The organism is Ruegeria sp. C5 (assembly GCF_056537605.1).
Map to the genome: position 1 here is coordinate 300,694 of NZ_JBQFRX010000001.1, position 21,728 is coordinate 322,421.

The following is a 21,728-nucleotide window of genomic DNA, read 5'->3' on the forward strand; positions in this document are numbered from 1 at the left end:
ATGGCGGGGCTTAATATGCACATTTGCATCTGCTTTAGTTCAGCGCGTAAGTCACCTGAATACCAACGCTCCATGCGCTGTTGCCAGTGAACGTGGCACGGTTATCGGGGCCAGTACCGTTGGCAGTGGCATCCCCAATATCCGTATAGCGTACACCACCGGAAATCTTGGCCTTTTCAAGAGAGTAAGTGCCGCCCAGACCGATACTCCAGAACCCATCCGTCGGGCCTAGGTTCGAGACCGAGTTCCCCTGAGAGCTCTCGTAACCCAGCGTTACCGCGCCAGAGAATTCTTCGCTAAACTGATAGCCGAGACCCAGTGAGTAGGTCCATGTCGCTTCTTCGTAGTCGACCAGGTTAATACCGGTCAGACCAGTATAGACCGGCGGTGCGTACACGGTTTGCGGCCAGTCAACCCAACGGATCGAACCAAACAACAGCGTTTTTGGCGCGACACCTGTCTGGAAATCGAGATTGACAGATTGAGGCGTCACAACCTCGGTCGATGAATCAGCGCTGACGCGACCCACGACGGGTATGCCGGGTGGAACAATTCCAGTGATGGCATCGTTCGCTTCGGTCTGCGACAGATCATGTGTGATTTTCGAGTTATAGGTCAGAGCGACCCGTGCGGCGATATCTGGCCGTTCCCAAGCAACACCGACAACGTAACCGAAATCGATCTCGGCATCGGTTTCAACGCGGTATCCCCCGGACGCGAATGGTGTTGTGCTTGCACCAGCGATCGGAACTGAAACACTTGCTTTCAGACGCTGGGCGCGGAGACCACCGATAACGCTGAAGCCACCATCCAATTTGTAGCGAAGCAAAGCCGTGATCGCATCGGTATCTGCTTTTGCGCGAAGCACGTCAGTTGTTGCTCCGGGAAGACCTGCCAGAGCCAAGACATTCTGCGACAAGGGATAATCCGAAGAATAGTCGATATCCGCGCCAAACGGCTCGTCATAAACCAGCGCGAAGTCGAGCTTTTCGGTCAAAGAAGTCTTGTATGCCAGATGCGGCGTGAAAAAGCTGTTCGAGACATTGCCCGAGTCAATCGTTTCCCCAAACGTCGGGCTGGTCGGAATTTGATCCTCCATCGATCCGCTTACGTCCGGCTTTGTATACCCAAGCCGAAACTGCACGACAGATCCCTCTTCGAACAGGATGTTAACACCTTGCCCACTTCGGTCTAGGCCGCCGGCCTGCGCCGCGGTTGCCCCAATGCACAACGCGCATGTGTGCAACAACACTCGTTTCATATATTCCTCCCTACACTGTCCAAATTGCCTGTTATACGCATCCTCATTGGGCGTATTCGGCCTCGTTACCGCTTTTTACTGTCTTAAACTTTAAAATTGGGTCAACCGGTGACGGAGCGTTATTCAGCAAAATAGCTCTATGCGGGTGTTGCTGAATTGCTACGGTTCTCGGACCAAACGTTCAGGAAAATCCCGGCAAAGATCACCACGGCCCCCAGAAGCGTCCAGTGATCCAGCGGCTCGTGATAAAGGACCATCCCGAGGATCGCGATGGTCGGAAGGCGTGCAAAATCAAACGGCACGACCACGGTCGCAGGCGCGATGGCCAGGGCATTGGTAATACAGTAGTGGGCCAATAGGCCTGCCAAGCCGACAAGCAAAAGAAGCGGCGCAGTCGTTAAGGTTGGAAGTGTTATTTGCCCATCCAGACCTGATGCAACCAGACCCAAACCGGCCTGCATCAAAGTAAGCCAGAACATAATGCATCCGATGCTGGCTATGCGCGTTAACGACTTGGTCGATATTGCTGTTAACGCGAAGAAAATCGCAGATGCGGCCGCAGCAATAACGCCGGGACTAAGTGTGGCGGCCCCTGGACGGGCCACAAGGAGAATCCCGGCAAATCCGATCAGGGCTGCGGTCAGACGCAAAGCGGTCAACCTCTCGTGCAGCAGCAGTGGGGACAGCAGGATCACCCAGATGGGCTGAGTGAATTCGAGTGCAAAGACCTGGGCCAACGGGATCACCGTTACTGCATAGAACCACAGGTTCTGCCCGGTGAAATGCAACACGTTCCGAATACCATGCAAACCAAGACGTTTGGTGGTTACCTGATGCCATTTGCGTGAAGCCGAGAGGACGATTGCCACCACGCAGATACCAACTAGGCTGCGATAGAACATGATCTCAAAGGTGTCGTGCGTCACGCTCAGCTCGCGGCCGGCAATGGCCATCGATGTGAATGAGGCGATCGCCCCTGTCATCCACAGCGCCGCCTTACCGATCTGCATTTTATTGCTGTTCATGAGATCTCTTACATGTGCTGTGGTGCAACGGGCTGAATAGATTGCGTTTTACCCGATGAAGCAAGGCTAAATGTAAGTCTGGCCGTCTATGATCGCTTTGGGTGAGGGGCTTAGATGATGCCAGTATTCTGACGCGAACCCGCAAATAAAAGGGGTTCTTAGCCGTTCGGCGTGCTGGCTCTGATACTCAGGTGGTTGGCAGAGCTTTGCTGACCGAATTGCCGTTCAACACGTATCGAGCACCGGTATGAGGGCAGGTAACCTCACCACGCCCAGTGAGAGGTAAATCCAACTGCTCGCCATACTCGCTCATCCAGCCAATCTGTTTGGCAGCGACGCCCACCATCAGTGCGTATGGCTTCACGTCAGCATTAACAACGGCACCTGCGCCGATAAAAGCGTATTCCCCGATTGTAGCACCGCAAACGATCGTGCAATTGGCGCCCAGCGTGGCCCCTTTCTTTACCAGAGTATTGCGGTATTCGGCCTTTCGTTCGATCAATGAACGCGGGTTGTACACATTCGTGAACACCATGCTCGGCCCACAGAATACGCCATCTTCCAGCGTGATGTTGTCATAGATCGAAACGTTGTTCTGAATTTTGCAATCGTCGCCAATTATAACCTTGTTCCCAACGAAGACATTCTGCCCGAGTGAAACATTTCGGCCCAGCTTGGCGCCTCCGCAGATGTGCACCCAATGCCAGATTCGGCAGCCATCTCCGATCTGCGCGCCTTCATCGACGATTGCCGTTTCATGTACCGAGTAGTTGCTCATCGAATTGTCCTTCTCCCGTCAAATGCGGTGCATTTCAGCACTGCCGAGGGGGAATAATCATTCCCATTCAATCGTTCCGGGAGGTTTCGAGGTGATGTCGTAAGTGCATCGGTTGATGCCCTTGACTTCGTTGATGATACGCGTGGCGGTTTCACCGAGGAATTCGTGGCTGAACGGATAGTAGTCCGCTGTCATGCCATCGACGGATGTGACCGCGCGGAGGGCGCAGGCATAATCGTATGTTCGTCCATCCCCCATTACACCGACCGTGCGCACCGGAAGAATGGCGACAAAGGCCTGCCAAATCTCATCATACAGACCATGTTTGCGAATCTGGTCGATATATATGGCATCGGCTTCGCGTAGGATCTCAAGCTTTTCGCGAGTTATCTCACCCGGGCAGCGAATGGCAAGGCCGGGGCCGGGGAAGGGGTGGCGACCGATGAAGCTGTCGGGCAGGCCCAACTCTCGGCCCAACGCGCGGACCTCGTCCTTGAAGAGTTCACGCAGAGGCTCGACCAGCTTCAAACCCATCTTTTCAGGCAGGCCACCCACATTGTGATGCGATTTGATGGTCACAGATGGACCGCCCGAAAACGACACGGATTCAATCACATCTGGATACAGGGTGCCCTGTGCCAAGAACTCGGCGCCGTCGATTGTGTCGGCGTGTTTCTGGAACACGTCGATGAACAGCTTGCCGATAATCTTGCGCTTGGTCTCAGGATCGGATTGACCATCAAGTTCACCCAGGAACAGTTCGCTTTCGTCCGCGTGGATCAACTGGATGTTGTAATTGTCGCGGAACATGCCGACGACTTCGGCAGCTTCGTTCTTGCGTAGCAGCCCATGGTCGACAAACACGCAGGTCAGCTGATCGCCAATCGCCTCATGTATCAGGATCGCCGCAACCGAGCTGTCGACACCGCCAGACAAGCCACAAATGACTTTTTTGTCCCCGACCTGTTCGCGGATCTTGCGGATCATCTCGTCCCGATAAGCCCCCATGGTCCAATCGCCCTTGAACCCTGCCAGTTTGACAAAATTCTCATAGAGCTTTGCACCCTTGGGTGTGTGATGAACCTCGGGGTGAAATTGCACCGCATAGAAATGACGCGAGGCGTCGGCCGTGATGGCATACGGCGCGTTGGGTGAAGTGCCGAACACCTCAAAACCCGGAGCGATTTCGCTTACATGATCGCCGTGGCTCATCCAGACCTGCTCGTCACCTTCGGCGAACCAGCCATCGAGGATATCAAGCCGATTATTCGGAGTAACAAATGCGCGGCCAAATTCTGCGGTGCCGTGCCCGCTTTCAACCTTGCCGCCCAGTTGATGCATCATCACCTGCTGACCATAGCAGATGCCCAGGATCGGCACGCCGTAGTCAAAAATCTCTTGCGGGGCGCGGGGTGAACCCTCGCGCGTAACACTGTCAGGGCCGCCCGAAAAAATGACGGCCTTGGGCGCCATCTCTCGCACGAAATCCATCGTGACGTTCTGGTAGGGGTGGATTTCGCAATAGACGTTCAGTTCGCGCAAGCGGCGGGCAATAAGCTGCGTCACCTGGCTGCCGAAGTCGATGATCAAAAGGCGGTCATGGCTGTCTTGGGTCATGATTGGCTATTAGGTCGCAAGCCTTGCTTGTGCAAGCGTAATGACGTCAATTCAGCGAGGAGGCTGATACATGACCACCATAAAACTCAGAACTGCCGAACGAAGCGACGCCAAGTCGATACAAGTTTGTATCGCAAGCGCTTATGCCGATGCGATGAGAGACATTGCCGATCTGCCGGATGTTGCGTCTGGTATCGAGGAAGAGATCGCAGAGCATCAGGTCGTCATTGCTGAAGTGGACGGTACACTTCTCGGTGTCATCATATATGATCAACAGGCCGAGGCTATGATGATATTCAATCTCGCCGTTTCGCCAGAAGCTCAGGGCAAAGGTGTTGCGCGGCAATTACTTGCAGTTGCTGAAGCTGAGGCTGTTGAGCTTGGGCTTTCTATCCTGCGCTTGCGGACTCACCGATTGATGCACGCGACCCGTGAAATGTACACCCATCTGGGTTGGGTGGAGGTCGAGGAGGCAGGGAATTCTGTCGTCATGCAGAAATGGGCAAAGTAGGGACTGACAGACATATGTCGCTGTGGCCTACAGTTCATGTCGCTTTTACCTCTAGAGCGCCGTAAACTACCTGTGGCGGAGTTTGCCGTTCATGTAACACATCTACCAAACCAACCAATCACGGGATTTACTCAATGGCAGAGGCAAACACCCGGCGCAGGGCACGGGGTGGCGGTGGTGCCGCCCGTCGTGCCGAGCGTACGGCGGTCAAGATCGAAACCGCGAAATATATCGAACGCAATATCCCCAATTTCGAGGTCCTCAACGATGAGGCGCTGGAGATTATCGAAACCAATGCGGAAACCGTATTGGCTGAGATTGGCGTCAATTTCGTAGACAATCCGGCAGCGCTTGAGCGCTGGAAAGACGCGGGTGCAGATGTCGATGGTGAGCGGGTCCGCGTGCCGCGCGGCCTGGCACGTGAGCTGATCAAGACCGCCCCTAGCGAATTTACCCAGCACGCCCGCAATCCTGAGAAATCGGTAGTCATCGGCGGCCGCAATATGGTTCTGGCTCCGGTCTATGGTCCTCCGTTCGTACGCGATGCGCAAGGCGGACGTCGTTACGCGACAATGGACGATTTCAACAAGTTCGTGAAGCTGGCCTACATGTCCAAGTGGCTGCACCATTCGGGCGGTACGGTCTGCGAACCGACAGATATTCCGGTAAACAAGCGCCATTTGGACATGCTGATGGCGCATATGACTCTGTCCGACAAACCGTTCATGGGTTCGGTCACTGATCCCAGCCGGGCGCAGGATTCGATCGAGATGTGCGAGATCCTGTTCGGCAAAGAGTTCGTGCAGAACAACACCGTGATGACATCGTTGACCAACATCAACTCGCCGATGACCTTTGACGACGTGATGATGGGTTCTCTGGAAGTTTATGCCGCAAACAATCAGGCCTGCATTATTTCGCCGTTCATCGTGGGTGGTGCTATGGCACCGGTTTCGGTCGCGGGCACGCTGACGCAGGTTCTGGCCGAGGTCATGGCAGGTGTAGCATATAGCCAGATCATCCGTCCGGGTGCTCCTGCGATCTTTGGGGCATTCGTATCGTCGATCGACATGAATTCAGGAGCGCCGACCTTTGGCACCCCAGAGGCTTCGCACGTCACTTATGGCGCGGGTCAGTTGGCGCGCCGACTGGGTCTGCCATATCGCTCTGCGGGTTCGTTCTGTGGTTCAAAATTGCCGGATGCGCAAGCTGCGTATGAGACCGCGAACTCGTTGAACATGGGCCTGATGTCGGGTGTGAATTTCATGCTGCATTCCTGCGGTTGGCTCGAAGGCGGCTTGGTGGCGGATTTCGAGAAATTCGTCATGGATGCCGATCAGCTCGGCGTTTTGCACGGATTGGCCAAAGGTGTGGCCTATGATGAGAATGCACAGGCGATGGACGCCATCCGCGAAGTCGGTCCCGGAGGTCACTATTTGGGTTGTGCCCATACGCAAGCCAACTTCAAGGAAGCGTTCTGGAAAACCGATCTCTTGGATTATAAGCCGTTTGAGACCTGGGAAGAAGAAGGCGCCCGCGATACACGGACGCTGGCTTCGGCACGGGTTGAGCATCTGTTGGCGAACTACCAGCAGCCGCAGCTTGACCCTGATGTAAAGGCGGCGCTCGACGCATATGTTGCCGAAAAGAAAGCATCGATGCCGGACGCGTTCACCTGATTACTGATACTGCGTTGCGCGACTGGCCTGATACAGTTGCGCTTCGCCATTCAATGCAATCAGCAGATCAAGATGGCGAACCAGTGAATAGGCCGCATCTTCTTCGATGCGTTGCGCGTTAATCTCACGCTCCAATTCCAGCAAACGGATCAACGCTGCACCAGTGCCCGGTGTTGATCCATATCCAAGAAGCCGTTGCAGGTGGCGGTCGCGATTATAGTCCTGCGCCCCGATCTTGGCGGCACGGGCCAGTAGTCGCGGGCGGCGGAGTGTGGTGATCATGGTCATCAGGTCCTGCACGGCAGCTTTCCTTCTTTTTCAATTTCGCTGTCTGAAATGTGACACATCCTAAGCGGGTGTTGCCTTGTGCGGGATCACCCCGAACTATGGTTTCACCACTGTTTATCTTTTTGAATCAATTCTGCTCTGTGCCGTCTGTGATTAACGAACGAGTAACGAAAGCAACTCTAGTTAGATTTGGTTAACTAAGAATCCGACGGCTAAAACTGTCAGTTTGTTTTGTCGACGAGGGCGAAGAAATATGGAAAACAGCGTGGCATTCACTGTTCCGGCATGGGTTCCCGAAGGGGCGCAACGATATCTGGACCATACGGAGTCAGGGCGATCTATTCGGGATATTGCGCGGTCCGCAGGGTGCCATGCCTCGACCATTCTGCGTCAGATCCGCAGGGTTGAGATGCGCAGGGACGATCCTTTGGTGGATGCAGCTCTGCATTCTCTGGCCCAGTCACACTTTGCGCCAATGGAGCGCACAGGTTCTGCATTTGCAATCGTGACGTCTGAGGCAGAACGGCCCGAAGCCCAAGACGACGGATTCGAGCGCGAGTCGCTGCGTGTACTGAGGCGCATGTGTGAATCCGGTGCAGTGCTTGCCGTGGCCGAGGATATGCACAAGGCTGTTGTGGTTCGGGACAACGGCGAAGGTGGAACTACCAAAACAGCAGTTGTAGATTGCCGGATCGCGCAGGCTCTGGCGCTGAATGATTGGATTTCATGCGATTGTCCGGGTCGGATCTTACGCTACCGGATTTCAACCTCGGGCAGGGCTGCGCTAAGTCATTTGATTGCCGAGGCCGAAAACCGAGCGCGCACGCAGAATGAATTTGGCATGGCGGAAGCGCAGGCCGCATTCAAACCCGCAACTGCGGGTGCAAGGGCGCCATCGCAGCCCCGCGTTCGTTACAGCACTGTGGAAAGCCCGCTGATCGCTTTGGCGCGCCGCCGCGACCGGGATGGCAAGCTGTTTCTGGATGAAACTCTGGTGAGCGCGGGCGAGCGCTTGCGTGAGGATTTCGAACTGGCGCAGATCGGACCTCAGGTCACACAAAATTGGGATCGCTTTCTGACAGGCGGAGGACGCGGTGACTTTGCCTCGGACAGCCATGTGGGGCGAGGACCTTCTGGTGCCAGAGATCGTGTGGCCCGCGCGCTGTCTGACCTTGGGCCGGGTTTGAGCGACGTCGCGCTGCGCTGTTGTTGTTATTTAGAAGGGCTTGAGCTGGCTGAAAAGCGGATGGGCTGGTCTGCGCGATCAGGCAAGATCGTGCTGCGGATCGCGTTGCAAAGGCTGAAGCGCCACTACGAGGACCAGACCGAGCGGGATCGGATGATCGGCTGAACGATTCATGCAGCCATATACCGGCCTTGCGGAAATGACCCCAAATGATAGTCAGGGGTTATGAATTTTACCTTCCGCCAGCTGCAATATTTCCAGGCCGTCGCCGAACAGCGTAACTTTGGCCGTGCCGCGCAGGTCTGCCATGTGTCGCAGCCTGCGCTTTCGGTTCAAATCAAGGCACTGGAAGACTCGATTGGTGGGCCGTTGTTCGAACGGCAGGCCCGCGACATCCTGTTGACACCACTTGGTCGAGACGTTTTGGACTATGCCCAACATGTCCTGAACGCGGCCGAACGGTTGGACCGGTTTGCACGCGACCATTCGGGTGGCCATAGGTCCCTGTCGATCGGGATTATTCCTACGGTTGCACCATATTTGCTGCCGGGGGTGCTAGCCGGGTTGCGGGCTGCGGATGTCTCGTTACGGGTTCAGATTCGTGAGGCCCGGACCGAGCGATTGCTATCCATGTTGGGCTTGGGCGAAATAGATGCCGCCGTACTGGCGCTGCCCTTGGGAAATGGAACTTTCCACGAAGAGCCACTATTCGAAGATCGGTTCTTGCTGGCAGGAAGTCAGACTCGCTTGAATCGATTGACCATCAGCCCGGAAGAGTTGCGGCCTGTGGACTTGAAGACAGCGCAATTGATGCTGTTGGAAGACGGGCACTGCCTGACAGATCAGGCGCTAGAAGTTTGCGGTCAGGATCGTACCAGCGGCCAAATTAATATGGGTGCGTCTTCGCTTGCCACGTTGTCGCGTTTGGTCGCCGAAGGGTTTGGCCTGACGTTGATGCCTGAACTTGCGGCGCAGGCCGAGACGGATGCAGTCCCTGGTCTGCGATTGTTGCGATTTGGTGCGCCGCAACCGGCGAGGACCATTGGCCTGGTGCGTCGCAGCTCGACCGGAGCGGAGGAGTGGTTCGATCGATTGGCGCAAGTAATCCGGCAGGTCGGTGAAGACGTGGTAGCTAAAACTCGAACCTAACGAAAAAGGCCCGCCGAAATGGTGGGCCTTTCAAAGTAGTGCATGACAGGATTATGCCAGCGCCGGTTCGCGGGCTTCGTCCAGATGCTTCATTAGGTTTTCTGGGGACGACATGCCGTAAGGGTCTTCGGGGCAGTTATCCATCAGGCCGGGCTCTTCGAACCATGCCTCCACAACGCCATCGTTGACGATGGCTGCGTAACGCCACGAGCGCATGCCAAAGCCCAGATTGTCCTTGTCGACCAGCATACCCATTTTACGCGTGAACTCACCGGACCCATCAGGAATGACCTTGACGTTTTCCAGACCCTGATCGGCGGCCCATTTGTTCATGACAAAGCTGTCGTTGACGGACATGCAGTAGATTGCATCGATGCCCTTGGCCGCAAAATCGCCGTGGCCTTTTTCGAAACCAGGCAATTGATAGGTCGAGCATGTCGGGGTGAATGCGCCGGGCAGCGAGAACAGGATAACGCGCTTGCCTGCAAAATAATCCGCAGTTGTCTTGTCTTCCCAACGGAACGGGTTGGGGCCTTCGACCGCCTCATCGCGGACACGGGTATGGAAGGTTACGTCAGGTAGTTTTGCACCGGTTTTCATCATCAAACTCCTGTGATTCACATATGTTTGCCGCGAGAGTTAAAATGATTCTAACTCGGCTTCAATGATATATATGCTGCAAAAGCATAATATCTTTGATGGCGTTAAAGCATTATAAGTAATGCGTAAAATGATGTGCATGGTCACTTTCGCTGCACGCGCGTAGACGTGCCGCATAGCGGCTATGCGCCGCTGGTGTAACCAAATGAGTCGGTCTATGTTATGAACAAAGAAAATTGACCCAAAGTCAGGAAAGCCAGCCGTGCGTGATCTGAAAGTACCCGAGCAAAGACACCCCGAAAAGGCACATCGACCTGACAATGCGGCTCCGCGCAAACCGAACTGGATTCGGGTCAAAGCGCCGGGTGGCAAGGGCTATGCCGAGACGCACAAGATCATGCGTGACAATAATCTGGTCACCGTCTGCGAAGAAGCCGGATGCCCGAATGTAGGTGAGTGCTGGAGCCAGGGTCACGCGACCATGATGATCATGGGCGAAATCTGCACGCGCGGTTGTACCTTCTGCAACATTGCGACCGGTAAGCCGGATACTCTGGATGCATTTGAACCGGGTCGCGTGGCGCATGCGGTGCAGAAGCTGGGCTTGAACCATGTGGTCATCACATCCGTGGACCGGGATGACCTGCAGGATGGTGGGGCTGACCATTTCGCCCAAACCATACGCGCAGTACGACACCGCTCGCCCAAGACTACGATCGAGATTCTGACGCCGGATTTCCTGAAATGCGATCCCTCGGTGCTTGAGATTGTTGTCGAGGCCAAGCCAGATGTGTTCAATCACAATCTTGAAACGGTGCCGGGCCTATATCCTCAGGTGCGTCCCGGTGCGCGATATTTCCACTCATTGCGCTTGCTGCAGCGGGTCAAAGAGATGGACCCGTCCATTTTCACCAAATCCGGCATAATGGTCGGACTGGGCGAGGACGAGCAGCAAGTTCGTCAGGTCATGGATGACATGCGCGCGGCGGATATCGATTTTCTGACTATCGGCCAGTATCTGCAGCCAACACCCAAGCATCATGGCATTGACCGCTTTGTTACACCCGAAGAGTTTGCGGCCTATGAAAAAGCTGCATTCGGCAAAGGTTTCCTTATGGTCTCGGCAACTCCTTTGACCCGGTCGTCTTACCATGCGGGCGATGATTTCGCCCGTTTGCGCGAAGCTCGACAAAAGAAGTTGAACCAGAGGTGAAACCCGAACTTCAATCCTGGCTTACCGAAAAGCGCCATGAACTGCATCAAGTGCCTGAGATATCGGGCGAGGAACGTGGAACCGCGACGAGTATCTCGAACTTGCTTCAGGCGTGTGATCCCGATGCGGTTCTGACAGGTATCGGTGGCCACGGTGTCGCGGCGGTTTATGATAGCGGACAGCCCGGACCAACCATCGGAATCCGATGTGAATTGGACGGTTTGCCGATTCGGGAAATCTCAAGTGCACGATACGCGTCGCAACATCCCGGAAAGGGGCATCTTTGCGGGCATGATGGCCATATGGCGATGGTGCTTGGTGTTGCCTTTGTATTGGGGGACAAGCGTCCGACCAAGGGGCGGGTGGTTCTGATTTTTCAACCCGCCGAAGAAACCGGTCAAGGTGCGATTGCCTATCGTGCTGATCCCAAGTTTGCGGATATCGCTCCGGACTATGTGTTTTCTTTGCACAATTTGCCGGGTTTGGAATTGGGCGGGGTTGAGCTTTGCTCGGGTCCGGCGAATTGCGCCTCGCGTGGGATGCGAATTGTTTTGACGGGCAAAACCTCTCACGCGGCGGCCCCTCAGGATGGAGTGTCGCCAGCCGGTGCGTTGGCAGAGCTTATGCCTGCTTTGGCCATTCTGGGGCAGGGTGGGGCGCTGGATGCAGAATATGCGCTGACAACGGTAACCCATGCTAGGCTGGGTGAGGCCACTTTTGGTATCGCACCCGGTCAGGCCGAACTGTGGGTGACCCTGCGCACGGTCTCGGACAGCCGGATGGCAAGCCTGATCCGCGACGCAGAACAACTGGTGGCTACACGTGCTCAGGCACAGGGATTAAGTGTTGAAATCACCTATGACGATGTGTTTGAGGCTTGCACAAATTCGGGTGAAGCCGTGCAGATCCTGTCAGAGGCCTGCCAAAGCCGCGACATTCCTTGCAAGCTGGTTGCAACCCCACAAAGGTTTTCGGAAGATTTTGGGCAGTTCGGAAAAGGCGCAAAAAACGCCATGTTCTGGCTAGGCGCGGGGCGGGATCATCCGCAGCTACACAACCCCGACTATGATTTCCCGGATGCTTTGATCCCGATCGGGACAGATATTTTTCTGGCTGCTATCGAACAAACGCTCAAGGCCTGAGTTTTCTGGGCTGGCTTTCTGCCCATTCGGGCCACCAACCCATATATTCAATTCCGGCAATAATCAGGCAGATAAGGATCGCGCCAAACACCAGTTTCACGCGCCGTTCCGAGGGCGGGTTTCGCCCCCATTTTGACATGCGAACAAAGTGGCGCAGACTCATCAGTCCTGATCTTCGACAAATCGAACCTTGCCGATAAACGGCAGGTTGCGATTGCGCTGCGCATAGTCGATGCCATAACCCACGACAAATTCATCAGGGATTTCAAACCCGATCCAGTCCGAGCGGAAATCAACCTCGCGCCGGCTGGGTTTGTCCAGAAGGGCGATGGATTTCAACCGGTGCGGCTTGCGGGTGCGGAGCAGCTTGGAGACGTGGTTCAGGGTATGGCCGGTATCCACGATATCCTCGACCACCAAAACATCGCGCCCTTCAATGGCGCCGCGTAAGTCCTTAAGAATACGAACTTCTCGACTGCTTTCCATCGAGTCTCCGTAGGACGATGCCTCCAGAAAATCGACCTCGATGGGCAGGTCCAGCTCACGCACCAGATCAGCGATAAAGACGAAGCTGCCGCGCAGCAGGCCGACAACGACCAGCTTGTCAGTGCCGCCGAATTCAGCCGTTATTTCGCGGCAAAGCTCTTCGATCCGGGCAGCAATTGCCTTGGCCGAGATCATCTCATCTATCACATATGCGCGCTGGCTCATCGCTGCCCCCTTGATCTTTGGCGCGCAACATACGAAATCACGCGCCATTGTCACCAGTTAATCCCGGATATCATGCCAACCCATTCCGAGACCCGCCCGCTGCCTTACACCGCTCAGCAGATGTATGATCTGGTCGCGGATGTGGCGAAATACCCTGAATTTTTGCCTTGGTGCGCTGCGGCCCGTATCCGTCGGACCTATGCCGCGGGCGATGGCAAGGTGATGGAAGCGGATCTGGTTATTTCATTCAAGGTGTTCCGCGAACGCTTCGGCAGCCGCGTCACGCTGTTTGATGAGCTGAAACGGATCGATACCGAGTATCTGGACGGACCGTTCAAATACATGCGCTCGGATTGGGAGTTTGAAGATACGGAAGACGGCTGCAACGTCTCGTTCCACGTTGATTTCGAATTCAAGAACGCGGTTCTGCAAGGAATCATTGGCGTGGTTTTCAACGAAGCCATGCACCGTATCGTCCGAGCATTCGAACAACGTGCTGCCGTCCTGTACGGCTGAGGCTTTACGCCCGAGCGGCGCGCGCTAGACTGCGCCACATGACCGATTTGACAACTGCCCTTGCCGAGTTTGCTGCTGGTTCTGTATCGACCACGGCGCAGGCCCGTATCGTGACATCTTTATCCGCGTTGGACTGGCTTGCCGTGGGGCGGGCAGGCGCAGATGAGCCGGTTTCCCGCATCATACGTCAGATGGTTCTTTCCGAGAGCGGTGCCGCACAGGCGCGTTTGTTCGGAGGCGGTGATGCGCCGCTACGTGCAGCGGCGCTAGTGAATGGTACCATTTCTCATGCGCTTGATTATGACGACACGCATTTCGCTCATATCGGTCATCCATCGGTTGCTGTTTTTCCTGCAGCCCTTGCTCTTGCGGCGTGGGAAGACCGACCTCTGGTCGATCTGCTTGAGGCAGCGCTAGTGGGAATGGAGTTATCGATCCGCATCGGTTTGTGGCTTGGTCGTGGTCATTATCAGGCTGGTTTTCACCAAACAGCCACGGCTGGCGCGTTTGGGGCTACGGTGGCTGCGGGTCGGATTATGGCATTTGACGTAAAGCAGATGCGTGACCTGTTGGGGCTAACCGCAACCCGGGCCTCAGGGCAGAAATCACAGTTCGGGACCATGGGTAAACCCTATAACGCTGGACTTGCGGCCTCGAACGGGGTTGAGGCCGCCCAGTTGATCCGCAACGGTTTTCAACCCGGTGCTGACGCATTGGAAGGCCCGTTTGGGTTTGGGGCGACACATTTGGGAGCTGACGATTTAGCTGCTGCGCTTGATGGTTTGGGGGACGAGTGGCTGTTCGAAAGCATCAGCCACAAATTCCACGCTTGCTGCCATGGCCTGCACGCGGCGCTCGAGGCTGCGCGCGATCTCGACGTCGCCGAGCCTGAGGTGGCCGAGATCAAGATCAAAACCCACCCCCGCTGGATGAGCGTGTGCAATCAACTGCAGCCGACCAGTGGGTTAGGAGCGAAGTTTTCCTATCGTACCGTGATCGCAATGCAGGCAATGGGCTACGATACAGCTCTGCCAGGGAGCTATTCCGACAAGATTTGTGCTGATCCAAGACTGCAATCCTTAAGGGACCGGATCACGGTCGAGGCGGATGAGAGTCTATCCGAGACACAAGCCCATCTGTCCCTGTTACGCCGGGACGGCGCGCGCCGCGAGGCCAGCCATGATCTGCTGGCTCCGATGTCTCTATCGGATCGCGAAGATCGCGTCAGGGAGAAAGCGGCGAAGCTGATCGGAGGGGATGAGGCAGACGCCATCTGGTCAATGCTACGCACCGGTGGGCGCGCAGCGGATTTGGCTGAAAGGCTAACTGATTAAGCGACGCGCCAATGCAGTGGAAAGCCCGGATCGAATACGGTCACGGGGCCGTCGCCGCTTTCGATTTTGGCCGGATAGACGACCTCATCGCCTTTGGTCAGCGTGATGGTCTCTTCGTTTACTGGCAGGCGATAGAAGGCCGGGCCGCTGAGTGAGGTGAACGCCTCCAGCTTGTCCAACGCATCTGCGCGCTCGAACATTTCGGCCAGCAGTGACATCGTATTGGTTGCAGTGAAACAGCCGGCGCAGCCACAGGCCATTTCCTTGTTTGCATCCGTGTGCGGTGCGCTGTCTGTGCCCAAGAAGAAACGCGTATCGCCTGATGTCGCGGCGGTCAGCAGCGCCAGCCGATGCTCTTCGCGTTTGGCGACCGGCAAGCAGTAGTAATGCGGCTTGATGCCGCCAACCAGAATGTGGTTGCGGTTGATGATCAGGTGATGCGTTGTAATCGTCGCACCCAGATCTTTCTCGTTCGCCCTGGCGTAATCCACGCCGTTTGACGTCGTGATGTGCTCCATCACCACGCGCAGTCCGGGTGTTGCTTTGCGAATCGGATCAAGAACGCGGTCGATGAACACCGCCTCACGATCGAAGATATCGATCTCGGCATCCGTGACTTCGCCGTGCACACACAGCGGCAGACCGATCTCGGCCATCTTCTCCAGCACCGGGCGCACCTTGTCGAAATCGCGAACGCCAGAAGACGAGTTGGTTGTTGCCCCAGCCGGGTACAGTTTGACTGCCTTGACCAGCCCGCTTGCATGCGCGGCGGCTACATCTGCCGGGTCCGTGTCTTCGGTCAGGTAGAGCGTCATCAGCGGCTCAAACGTCATATCCTCAGGCAGAGCAGCGAGGATGCGGTCCCGATAAGCTGCCGCGTCGTCACCCTTCACAACGGGCGGAACCAGATTGGGCATGATGATGGCACGGGCAAAATGGCGCGCGGTTTCAGGCAGGACGGCTTGCAGCATCGCGCCATCGCGCAGATGCAGATGCCAGTCATCGGGGCGGCGGATCGTCAGGGAATGGGTCATGGCCCCCGGCTAGCACAGCCGCTTGGGTGGTGAAAGACCCTGTTGCCCTTGCCGGTGAGGCAGATCGTCGTAAGTCTCTGACGGATGGTGGTCTTGACCTCTGGTTGTGGTCATGACCTGTTGGGGCGCAGGAAAAAGGGGAACACATGACACAGCCAAACTCCATCGATGCCGTGCAGGACCTTTTGGGCTCTGAGGGCTATGTCTGTGGCCGGGCTTTGGCGACGGTTGTGTTTCTTTCGCTGAAGCTTGGTCGGCCTCTGTTTCTGGAAGGTGAGGCGGGCGTTGGCAAAACCGAAATTGCCAAAGCGCTGGCCGCGGGATTGGGGCGTCGCTTGATCCGGTTGCAGTGTTACGAAGGTCTTGATGCCTCTTCCGCCGTTTATGAATGGAATTTTCCCGCCCAAATGGTGGCGATCCGAACCGCCGAAGCATCAGGCGGGGCGGACCGAGGCGTGTTACAGACCGAGCTGTTCTCGGATGACTATCTGATTGAGCGTCCCTTGCTGCAGGCCATGCGCCCTGATGCCTTTGGGGCACCTGTATTGTTGATCGACGAGTTGGATCGAACCGACGAACCTTTTGAGGCGTTCCTGCTGGAAGCCCTCAGCGACTTTCAGGTCACGATCCCCGAACTTGGTACCGTCAAAGCACCCGAACCACCAATCGTGATCGTCACCTCAAACCGCACGCGCGAAGTGCACGACGCGCTGAAACGCCGCTGCCTGTATCACTGGGTTGATTACCCTGATTTTGCTCGTGAAATCGAAATCCTGCACGCCCGTGCCCCCGAAGCGGCCGAAGCGCTGAGCCGTGAGGTTGTGGCATTTGTTCAGCGTCTGCGCACCGAAGACCTGTTCAAGAAACCCGGGGTGGCTGAGACCATCGATTGGGCCAAGTGCCTTCTTGCGCTGGACGTCATCAATCTCAGCCCCGAGGTGATTGGCGATACGTTGGGTGCCATCCTGAAATACCAGGACGACATCCAAAAGTTGCAGGGGTCCGAGGCAAAACGCATTCTGGATCAGGCCAAGGCCGACCTCGAACCGGCATGAGGCTCAATTCGCTCGCAAATATTTCGGAGTTTTGATGGCCGAACAACTCCCACTGGATATACCGGACAACCCCAAGTTGGCCCAGAACATCACCCATTTTGCGCGCGCCTTGCGCAAGGCCGGACTGCCGATAGGAACTGGGCGCGTGGTTGACGCGATCCGCGCGGTGCAGGCCGCGGGGTTTACCGAGAAACGAGATTTCTACTGGACGCTGAATGCCTGTTTCGTGAACCGGCCGGAACATCGAACGGTTTTTGCGCAAGTCTTCCGCCTCTATTGGCGCGATCCGCGGTATCTAGAACATATGATGTCCATGATGCTGCCCGCCATTCGCGGTGTTCAGGAGGAGCGCAAAGCGGATGCGGCTGAAAAGCGCGCGGCTGAGGCGTTGTTGGATGGCGTCGAACGCGACTTGCCAGAATCAACCGAGCAACAAGAGGAAAGCGAGATCGAGATCGACGCAACCCAAACCGCGTCATCCGAAGAACGCTTGCGCAACCTCGATTTCGAACAGATGAGTACATCCGAGATCGCCCAGGCCAAACGCATGCTGTCGCGCCTGAACTTACCGGTCAAACCCATTGAGTCTCGCCGAGGTCAGGCCAGTCACCTCGGTCACCGTATTGATCGCGCTCGGACACTTAGGTCAGCGATGCGGCAGGGTGGCGAACTACGCGATATCGCGCACTTGCAACCCAAACCTCGCTGGCCGAATTTGGTTGCGTTGTGCGATATCTCCGGGTCGATGAGCCAATACAGTCGGATCATTCTGCACTTTCTTCACGCGGTTTCGAATGCCAAAGGCGCAGGTTGGGCCAAAGTGCACGCATTCACGTTTGGCACACGCCTGACCAACATCACCCGCCATCTGCATCAACGTGATGTCGATGCAGCGCTGGCCGCTGCTGGGGCCGAGGCACAGGACTGGGAAGGCGGAACCCGGATCGGAGAATGCCTGCATCAGTTCAATCGCGACTGGTCGCGGCGCGTTATGGGGCAGGGGGCGGTCGTGTTGTTGATCACCGACGGGTTAGAGCGGGGCGATCCCGAGATGCTGGAAAAGGAAATCGAGCGCCTGCAACTGTCGTCGCGGCGTCTGATTTGGCTGAACCCATTGCTGCGCTGGGACGGGTTTGCACCGAAAGCTCAGGGTGTGGCGACAATGCTTCCACATGTCGACAGCTTCCGCGCCGGGCATTCGATTGCGTCGCTGGAAGATCTGGCCGCCGTGATTTCACAACCAGATGATCAGGGGCAGAAAGCGCGGCTGATGTCCGCGCTTTCAGACTAGCTGTTACGAAAGCTGCTCTTCATTGCACTTCCGTGCCATCTCCATGGCTTTGTAAGTGCCAGTCAGGTCAACGGTGAAGGCGAACTCTTTCTCCGGGAAAACGACCATCACCTTCTTCTTGGCAAGATCATCTGCGAACTGAGGGTCGTCTGACAGAACATACCCGCCCGAATAGCCCTTGGTGATGTTCCCCTTCATACCGGTGGCTTCTCCGACATAAATATTGTCGCCGATAAGGATGGCAACAGCCTCTTTCTCGCCTTTCTTGATGTTGGTCTCGGCTTTGGTGAAGACGCCCACATAGCCAACGCCGCGATCTTCGGTCAGGCCCATCTGTACGACATTTTCAGCGTCATCAACCGCTTCGATCAGGCAGGATTTCTTGTCCTGATCAATGAAAACCTTCCAGCCTTCGACCTCACCGTATTTCAGAAATGTGTCAGCCCAGCCGGTGCTGGCAGTCAACAGGCCGATCGCTGCTCCGAGTGTAAGAATGCGTTTCAACTGTTTGTCTCCGCTATGAAATATGTTGGGACGATCCCGAATAGGCCCCGGAATCGCATGCAGGCTAGAATGACGCCTTCCAACATTCAACAATTTGTGAATGTGAGTTCAAAATCGGCTTGTTAGCGCCACAAGATCGACCCGCTGAGCGCTTTTCATTGCTCCAAAGCTGACTATGTTGAACCCAAGCACGGCCGGAGGTCTAAATGGAACGATTCGATAGCAGCCCGGAAACCGCACTAAAATGGTATCGCGCCGGGAAGGGCGCGGCTTTGGCCACTGTGGTTGAGACCTGGGGCAGCGCGCCGCGCCGTGTAGGCGCGCAGTTGGTCATTGCGGGCGATGGTCGGATCGAAGGCTCGGTTTCTGGTGGTTGCGTCGAAGGTGCCGTGATCGTCGAAGCGCTGGAAGCCATAGAGGAAGGCGAGGCAAGGCTGCTAGAGTTCGGTGTAAGCGACGAGGATGCGTTTGCCGTCGGTCTGGCCTGCGGCGGTACGATCAGGGTTTTGGTTGAACCGGTCGGCAAGGTCCTGCCCGAACCAATGCTGGCCGAACTGGTCGCGGCACGGGCGCGGCGCGAACCCTTGGCCTATGAAGTCAATGTCGAGACGGGCCAGCGCGCGTTGCGCCGTAATGCCTATTCCGAACGCTTGCGTATGGACAGGTCCGGGTTCGAAGAGGATGGGCAAACCTTTGTCGCTGTCCACAACCCACCGCTACGGTTGATAGTGGTGGGAGCGGTGCACATCGCCCAAGCTCTGGTGCCGATGGCCCGGATCGCGGGCTATGACCCGGCGATTATAGATCCGCGCGAGGCCTTCGCATCGGACGCACGTTTTCCCGGAGAAACCATCCTGACGGATTGGCCGGATGAGGCTGTGTCAAAGCTGGGTCTCGACTCGCGCACAGCGCTTGTGTTGCTGACCCACGACCCCAAACTTGATGACCCCGCGCTTCAGGCCGGTTTGGCGGCCGATGTGTTCTACATCGGCGCACTCGGATCTAAGCGCACACATGCCAAACGCGTGGAGCGGATGAAGCAGGCCGGGTTCAACGAGGACCAGATTTCACTGATCCACGGACCCGTTGGGCTTGATATCGGGGCGGCTGGACCGTCTGAGATAGCCGTTGCGATTCTGGCGCAAATGACTGCGGTTCTGCGAGGCAGAGCGTGAAGTTTGGTCCGGTACCCGTTTCCGACGCCGACGGCGCGATATTGGCCCATTCCGTCAAAGCGGGAAACCGCAAGCTTAGGAAAGGTATAACGCTTTCGTCCGAGCACATAGCCGAGTTGCACCAAGCCGGTCTGACCGAGGTCACAGTCGCCAGACTGGAGCAAGGTGATTGCCATGAGGACGAAGCCGCAGCGCTGCTGGCAGAAGCGCTTGCACCAAGTCCCACACAGGCAAATCTGCGTGTCACCGAAGCCTTTACAGGCCGGGTCAACCTTTTAGCAAATGGACCAGGCGTCGCGGTGCTGGCTACCGATGCCTTGCAAAAGTTCAATCAGGTCAATCCGATGATCACTGTTGCGACGGTGCCGCAATATCAGCAGATGGCGGCTGGCGGCATGGTCGCGACGATCAAGGTGATTTCTTATGCCGTACCTCGATCCGACGTTGAGAGTGCGGCCCGTCATGCGCAGGACGCTATTCGGTTATCGGTGCCCAAATACGAAAACGCGGGTCTCATCGTTACCGACATTGCTGGCGGGCCATCTAATGAAAAAGGTATCGCTGCTATTCGTAGCCGGGTTGAGGCTTTGGGTATGAATCTGTCAGATGTTCAGGTGGTGCCGCATCGGATGGGCGACTTAACAGCATCGATTTCGACCATTCGGGGTGAGATCGTCATGATCCTGACCGGATCGGCCACGTCGGATAAAGATGATGTGGCGCCTGCTTCTGTGCGGGCGGCGGGGGGTATCGTCGACCGGTTTGGAATGCCGGTCGATCCGGGGAACCTGTTGTTTTTGGGATCTTCCGGCGAGCGCCCCATCATCGGTTTGCCCGGATGCGCGCGCTCACCAGCATTGAACGGGGCGGATTGGGTCTTGTCCCGCGTTGCTTGCGGAATCGAAACGACGGGCGCGGACATCGCAGGGATGGGTGTCGGTGGGCTGCTAAAAGAAATCCCGACGCGGCCACAGCCCCGCGCTGCCAAGAGTAAATGACGCAACGGCAATTTTGCCCTGTTTGGTAGACGCATCATTGTTAGAAGGCTGATCAGCGAAACTGCGGAAAAATCAGGCAAATATTTTTGTTCTCAAACGAAATTTACCGTGTTTAACTCTGGCTTAGCAAATAAGCCAAAAAAAGGGGAGGATCTTATGACCAAGGTCTCAATGACCGTGAACGGCGTTGCCGTCAGCGGTGATGTTGAAGGGCGGACTCTATTATCCGGATTTCTACGCGACCACCTGAATTTGACAGGCACACATATTGGCTGCGACACGGCTCAATGTGGCGCGTGCGTGGTGCACGTGAATGGTGAGGCGGTCAAATCCTGCAACATGCTGGCGCTGGAAGCAGACGGCGCGGATGTGGGCACGATCGAGGGGCAGGCGGCCGAAGATGGCACGCTGAACGTGATCCAACAGGCCTTTCAGGATCATCACGGGCTGCAATGTGGGTTTTGCACTCCGGGCATGGTGATGAGCGCTGCAGCGCTGCTCAAGGATAACCCGCGCCCGACCGAAGGCGAAATTCGTAAATACCTTGAGGGTAACCTATGCCGGTGCACAGGTTACCACAACATCGTCAAGGCAATCATGGCCGCATCGGGTCAAGACGTTTCCAGCATCGCCGCCGAGTGAGGCGGTTAAGAATTTTCGA

22 protein-coding genes are annotated in these 21,728 nt (G+C 56.3%); 13 read left to right on the top strand and 9 right to left on the bottom strand.

The annotated features are described in order from the left end of the window. Nucleotides 1-34: 34 nt before the first annotated feature. The 4 genes from ACR0AW_RS01500 to guaA form a co-directional block, all read right to left on the bottom strand. Nucleotides 35-1,261 (bottom strand): OmpP1/FadL family transporter, encoded by a 1,227-nt coding sequence (locus ACR0AW_RS01500; RefSeq protein ID WP_170393255.1) that lies wholly within the window; start codon nucleotides 1,259-1,261, stop codon nucleotides 35-37. Nucleotides 1,262-1,398: 137 nt separating this feature from the next. Continuing rightward, nucleotides 1,399-2,286, bottom strand: a complete 888-nt coding sequence (locus ACR0AW_RS01505) for a DMT family transporter (protein ID WP_170732025.1) — start codon at nucleotides 2,284-2,286, stop codon at nucleotides 1,399-1,401. Nucleotides 2,287-2,473: 187 nt separating this feature from the next. Further along, nucleotides 2,474-3,064 carry an acyltransferase gene (locus tag ACR0AW_RS01510; RefSeq protein ID WP_170732027.1) on the bottom strand — a complete coding sequence of 197 codons (591 nt, stop codon included), beginning with the start codon at nucleotides 3,062-3,064 and terminating at the stop codon, nucleotides 2,474-2,476. Nucleotides 3,065-3,121: 57 nt separating this feature from the next. Then, nucleotides 3,122-4,681 carry a glutamine-hydrolyzing GMP synthase gene (gene guaA, locus ACR0AW_RS01515; protein WP_170421311.1) on the bottom strand — a complete coding sequence of 520 codons (1,560 nt, stop codon included), beginning with the start codon at nucleotides 4,679-4,681 and terminating at the stop codon, nucleotides 3,122-3,124. Between the two features lie 70 nt (nucleotides 4,682-4,751). Here guaA and ACR0AW_RS01520 point away from each other — a divergent pair, with 70 nt between their 5' ends. Both ACR0AW_RS01520 and ACR0AW_RS01525 read left to right on the top strand, forming a co-directional pair. Continuing rightward, on the top strand, nucleotides 4,752-5,192 hold the full coding sequence (locus ACR0AW_RS01520) for a GNAT family N-acetyltransferase (RefSeq protein ID WP_170732029.1): 441 nt from the start codon (nucleotides 4,752-4,754) through the stop codon (nucleotides 5,190-5,192). 134 nt (nucleotides 5,193-5,326) lie between these two features. Beyond that, nucleotides 5,327-6,871 carry a trimethylamine methyltransferase family protein gene (locus ACR0AW_RS01525; protein WP_170732031.1) on the top strand — a complete coding sequence of 515 codons (1,545 nt, stop codon included), beginning with the start codon at nucleotides 5,327-5,329 and terminating at the stop codon, nucleotides 6,869-6,871. Here the strand turns inward: ACR0AW_RS01525 and ACR0AW_RS01530 are convergent, their stop codons facing one another. Then, the gene (locus ACR0AW_RS01530) at nucleotides 6,872-7,171 is read right to left on the bottom strand and encodes a DUF6477 family protein (RefSeq protein WP_170610387.1); all 300 of its coding nucleotides are present in this window, start codon (nucleotides 7,169-7,171) and stop codon (nucleotides 6,872-6,874) included. A gap of 241 nt (nucleotides 7,172-7,412) precedes the next feature. On the opposite strand from ACR0AW_RS01530, the gene ACR0AW_RS01535 reads away from it, so the two are divergent. Further along, a complete protein-coding gene (locus ACR0AW_RS01535; RefSeq protein ID WP_170732035.1) occupies nucleotides 7,413-8,510 on the top strand; it encodes a DUF6456 domain-containing protein in 1,098 nt (365 codons plus the stop codon). A 60-nt stretch (nucleotides 8,511-8,570) separates the two neighbouring features. Continuing rightward, nucleotides 8,571-9,494, top strand: coding sequence for a hydrogen peroxide-inducible genes activator (locus tag ACR0AW_RS01540; RefSeq protein WP_170732036.1), 924 nt, complete (start codon nucleotides 8,571-8,573; stop codon nucleotides 9,492-9,494). Between the two features lie 51 nt (nucleotides 9,495-9,545). Here ACR0AW_RS01540 and ACR0AW_RS01545 read toward each other — a convergent pair whose 3' ends face one another. Continuing rightward, a complete protein-coding gene (locus ACR0AW_RS01545) occupies nucleotides 9,546-10,094 on the bottom strand; it encodes a peroxiredoxin (RefSeq protein ID WP_170732038.1) in 549 nt (182 codons plus the stop codon). Nucleotides 10,095-10,356: 262 nt separating this feature from the next. Between ACR0AW_RS01545 and lipA the strand changes: the two genes are divergently transcribed. Both lipA and ACR0AW_RS01555 read left to right on the top strand, forming a co-directional pair. Continuing rightward, on the top strand, nucleotides 10,357-11,307 hold the full coding sequence (lipA, locus tag ACR0AW_RS01550; RefSeq protein WP_170610393.1) for a lipoyl synthase: 951 nt from the start codon (nucleotides 10,357-10,359) through the stop codon (nucleotides 11,305-11,307). Beyond that, on the top strand, nucleotides 11,304-12,449 hold the full coding sequence (locus ACR0AW_RS01555; RefSeq protein ID WP_170732040.1) for an amidohydrolase: 1,146 nt from the start codon (nucleotides 11,304-11,306) through the stop codon (nucleotides 12,447-12,449). Before lipA ends, ACR0AW_RS01555 begins: the two co-directional genes overlap by 4 nt. A gap of 162 nt (nucleotides 12,450-12,611) precedes the next feature. Here the strand turns inward: ACR0AW_RS01555 and hpt are convergent, their stop codons facing one another. Then, nucleotides 12,612-13,160: a hypoxanthine phosphoribosyltransferase gene (gene hpt, locus ACR0AW_RS01560; protein WP_010439696.1), complete on the bottom strand. Its 549-nt coding sequence runs from the start codon at nucleotides 13,158-13,160 to the stop codon at nucleotides 12,612-12,614. Between the two features lie 72 nt (nucleotides 13,161-13,232). Here hpt and ACR0AW_RS01565 point away from each other — a divergent pair, with 72 nt between their 5' ends. Continuing rightward, complete coding sequence (locus ACR0AW_RS01565) at nucleotides 13,233-13,676, top strand: type II toxin-antitoxin system RatA family toxin (protein ID WP_170393242.1); 444 nt, start codon at nucleotides 13,233-13,235, stop codon at nucleotides 13,674-13,676. Between the two features lie 38 nt (nucleotides 13,677-13,714). Continuing rightward, entirely contained in the window at nucleotides 13,715-15,010 is a 1,296-nt protein-coding gene (locus tag ACR0AW_RS01570) for an MmgE/PrpD family protein (protein ID WP_170732042.1), read from the top strand. On the opposite strand, the gene pyrC is transcribed toward ACR0AW_RS01570, so the two are convergent. Then, a complete protein-coding gene (gene pyrC, locus ACR0AW_RS01575; RefSeq protein WP_170732044.1) occupies nucleotides 15,007-16,044 on the bottom strand; it encodes a dihydroorotase in 1,038 nt (345 codons plus the stop codon). The two genes, ACR0AW_RS01570 and pyrC, sit on opposite strands and share 4 nt — an antisense overlap. Nucleotides 16,045-16,190: 146 nt before the next feature. Here pyrC and ACR0AW_RS01580 point away from each other — a divergent pair, with 146 nt between their 5' ends. Both ACR0AW_RS01580 and ACR0AW_RS01585 read left to right on the top strand, forming a co-directional pair. Continuing rightward, nucleotides 16,191-17,099, top strand: a complete 909-nt coding sequence (locus ACR0AW_RS01580; protein WP_170732046.1) for an AAA family ATPase — start codon at nucleotides 16,191-16,193, stop codon at nucleotides 17,097-17,099. 34 nt (nucleotides 17,100-17,133) lie between these two features. Next, nucleotides 17,134-18,390, top strand: a complete 1,257-nt coding sequence (locus tag ACR0AW_RS01585; RefSeq protein ID WP_170732047.1) for a vWA domain-containing protein — start codon at nucleotides 17,134-17,136, stop codon at nucleotides 18,388-18,390. Nucleotides 18,391-18,393: 3 nt separating this feature from the next. Here the strand turns inward: ACR0AW_RS01585 and ACR0AW_RS01590 are convergent, their stop codons facing one another. After that, a complete protein-coding gene (locus tag ACR0AW_RS01590; RefSeq protein WP_170393237.1) occupies nucleotides 18,394-18,894 on the bottom strand; it encodes a hypothetical protein in 501 nt (166 codons plus the stop codon). 206 nt (nucleotides 18,895-19,100) lie between these two features. On the opposite strand from ACR0AW_RS01590, the gene ACR0AW_RS01595 reads away from it, so the two are divergent. From ACR0AW_RS01595 to ACR0AW_RS01605, 3 genes are all read left to right on the top strand, one after another. Beyond that, nucleotides 19,101-20,069, top strand: coding sequence for an XdhC family protein (locus tag ACR0AW_RS01595; protein ID WP_170732049.1), 969 nt, complete (start codon nucleotides 19,101-19,103; stop codon nucleotides 20,067-20,069). Next, complete coding sequence (locus ACR0AW_RS01600; protein WP_170732051.1) at nucleotides 20,066-21,067, top strand: molybdopterin-binding protein; 1,002 nt, start codon at nucleotides 20,066-20,068, stop codon at nucleotides 21,065-21,067. The genes ACR0AW_RS01595 and ACR0AW_RS01600 overlap by 4 nt, the downstream gene beginning before the upstream one ends. A 156-nt stretch (nucleotides 21,068-21,223) precedes the next feature. Further along, nucleotides 21,224-21,709, top strand: coding sequence for a (2Fe-2S)-binding protein (locus ACR0AW_RS01605; protein WP_170393234.1), 486 nt, complete (start codon nucleotides 21,224-21,226; stop codon nucleotides 21,707-21,709). The last annotated feature ends 19 nt before the right edge of the window (nucleotides 21,710-21,728 follow it).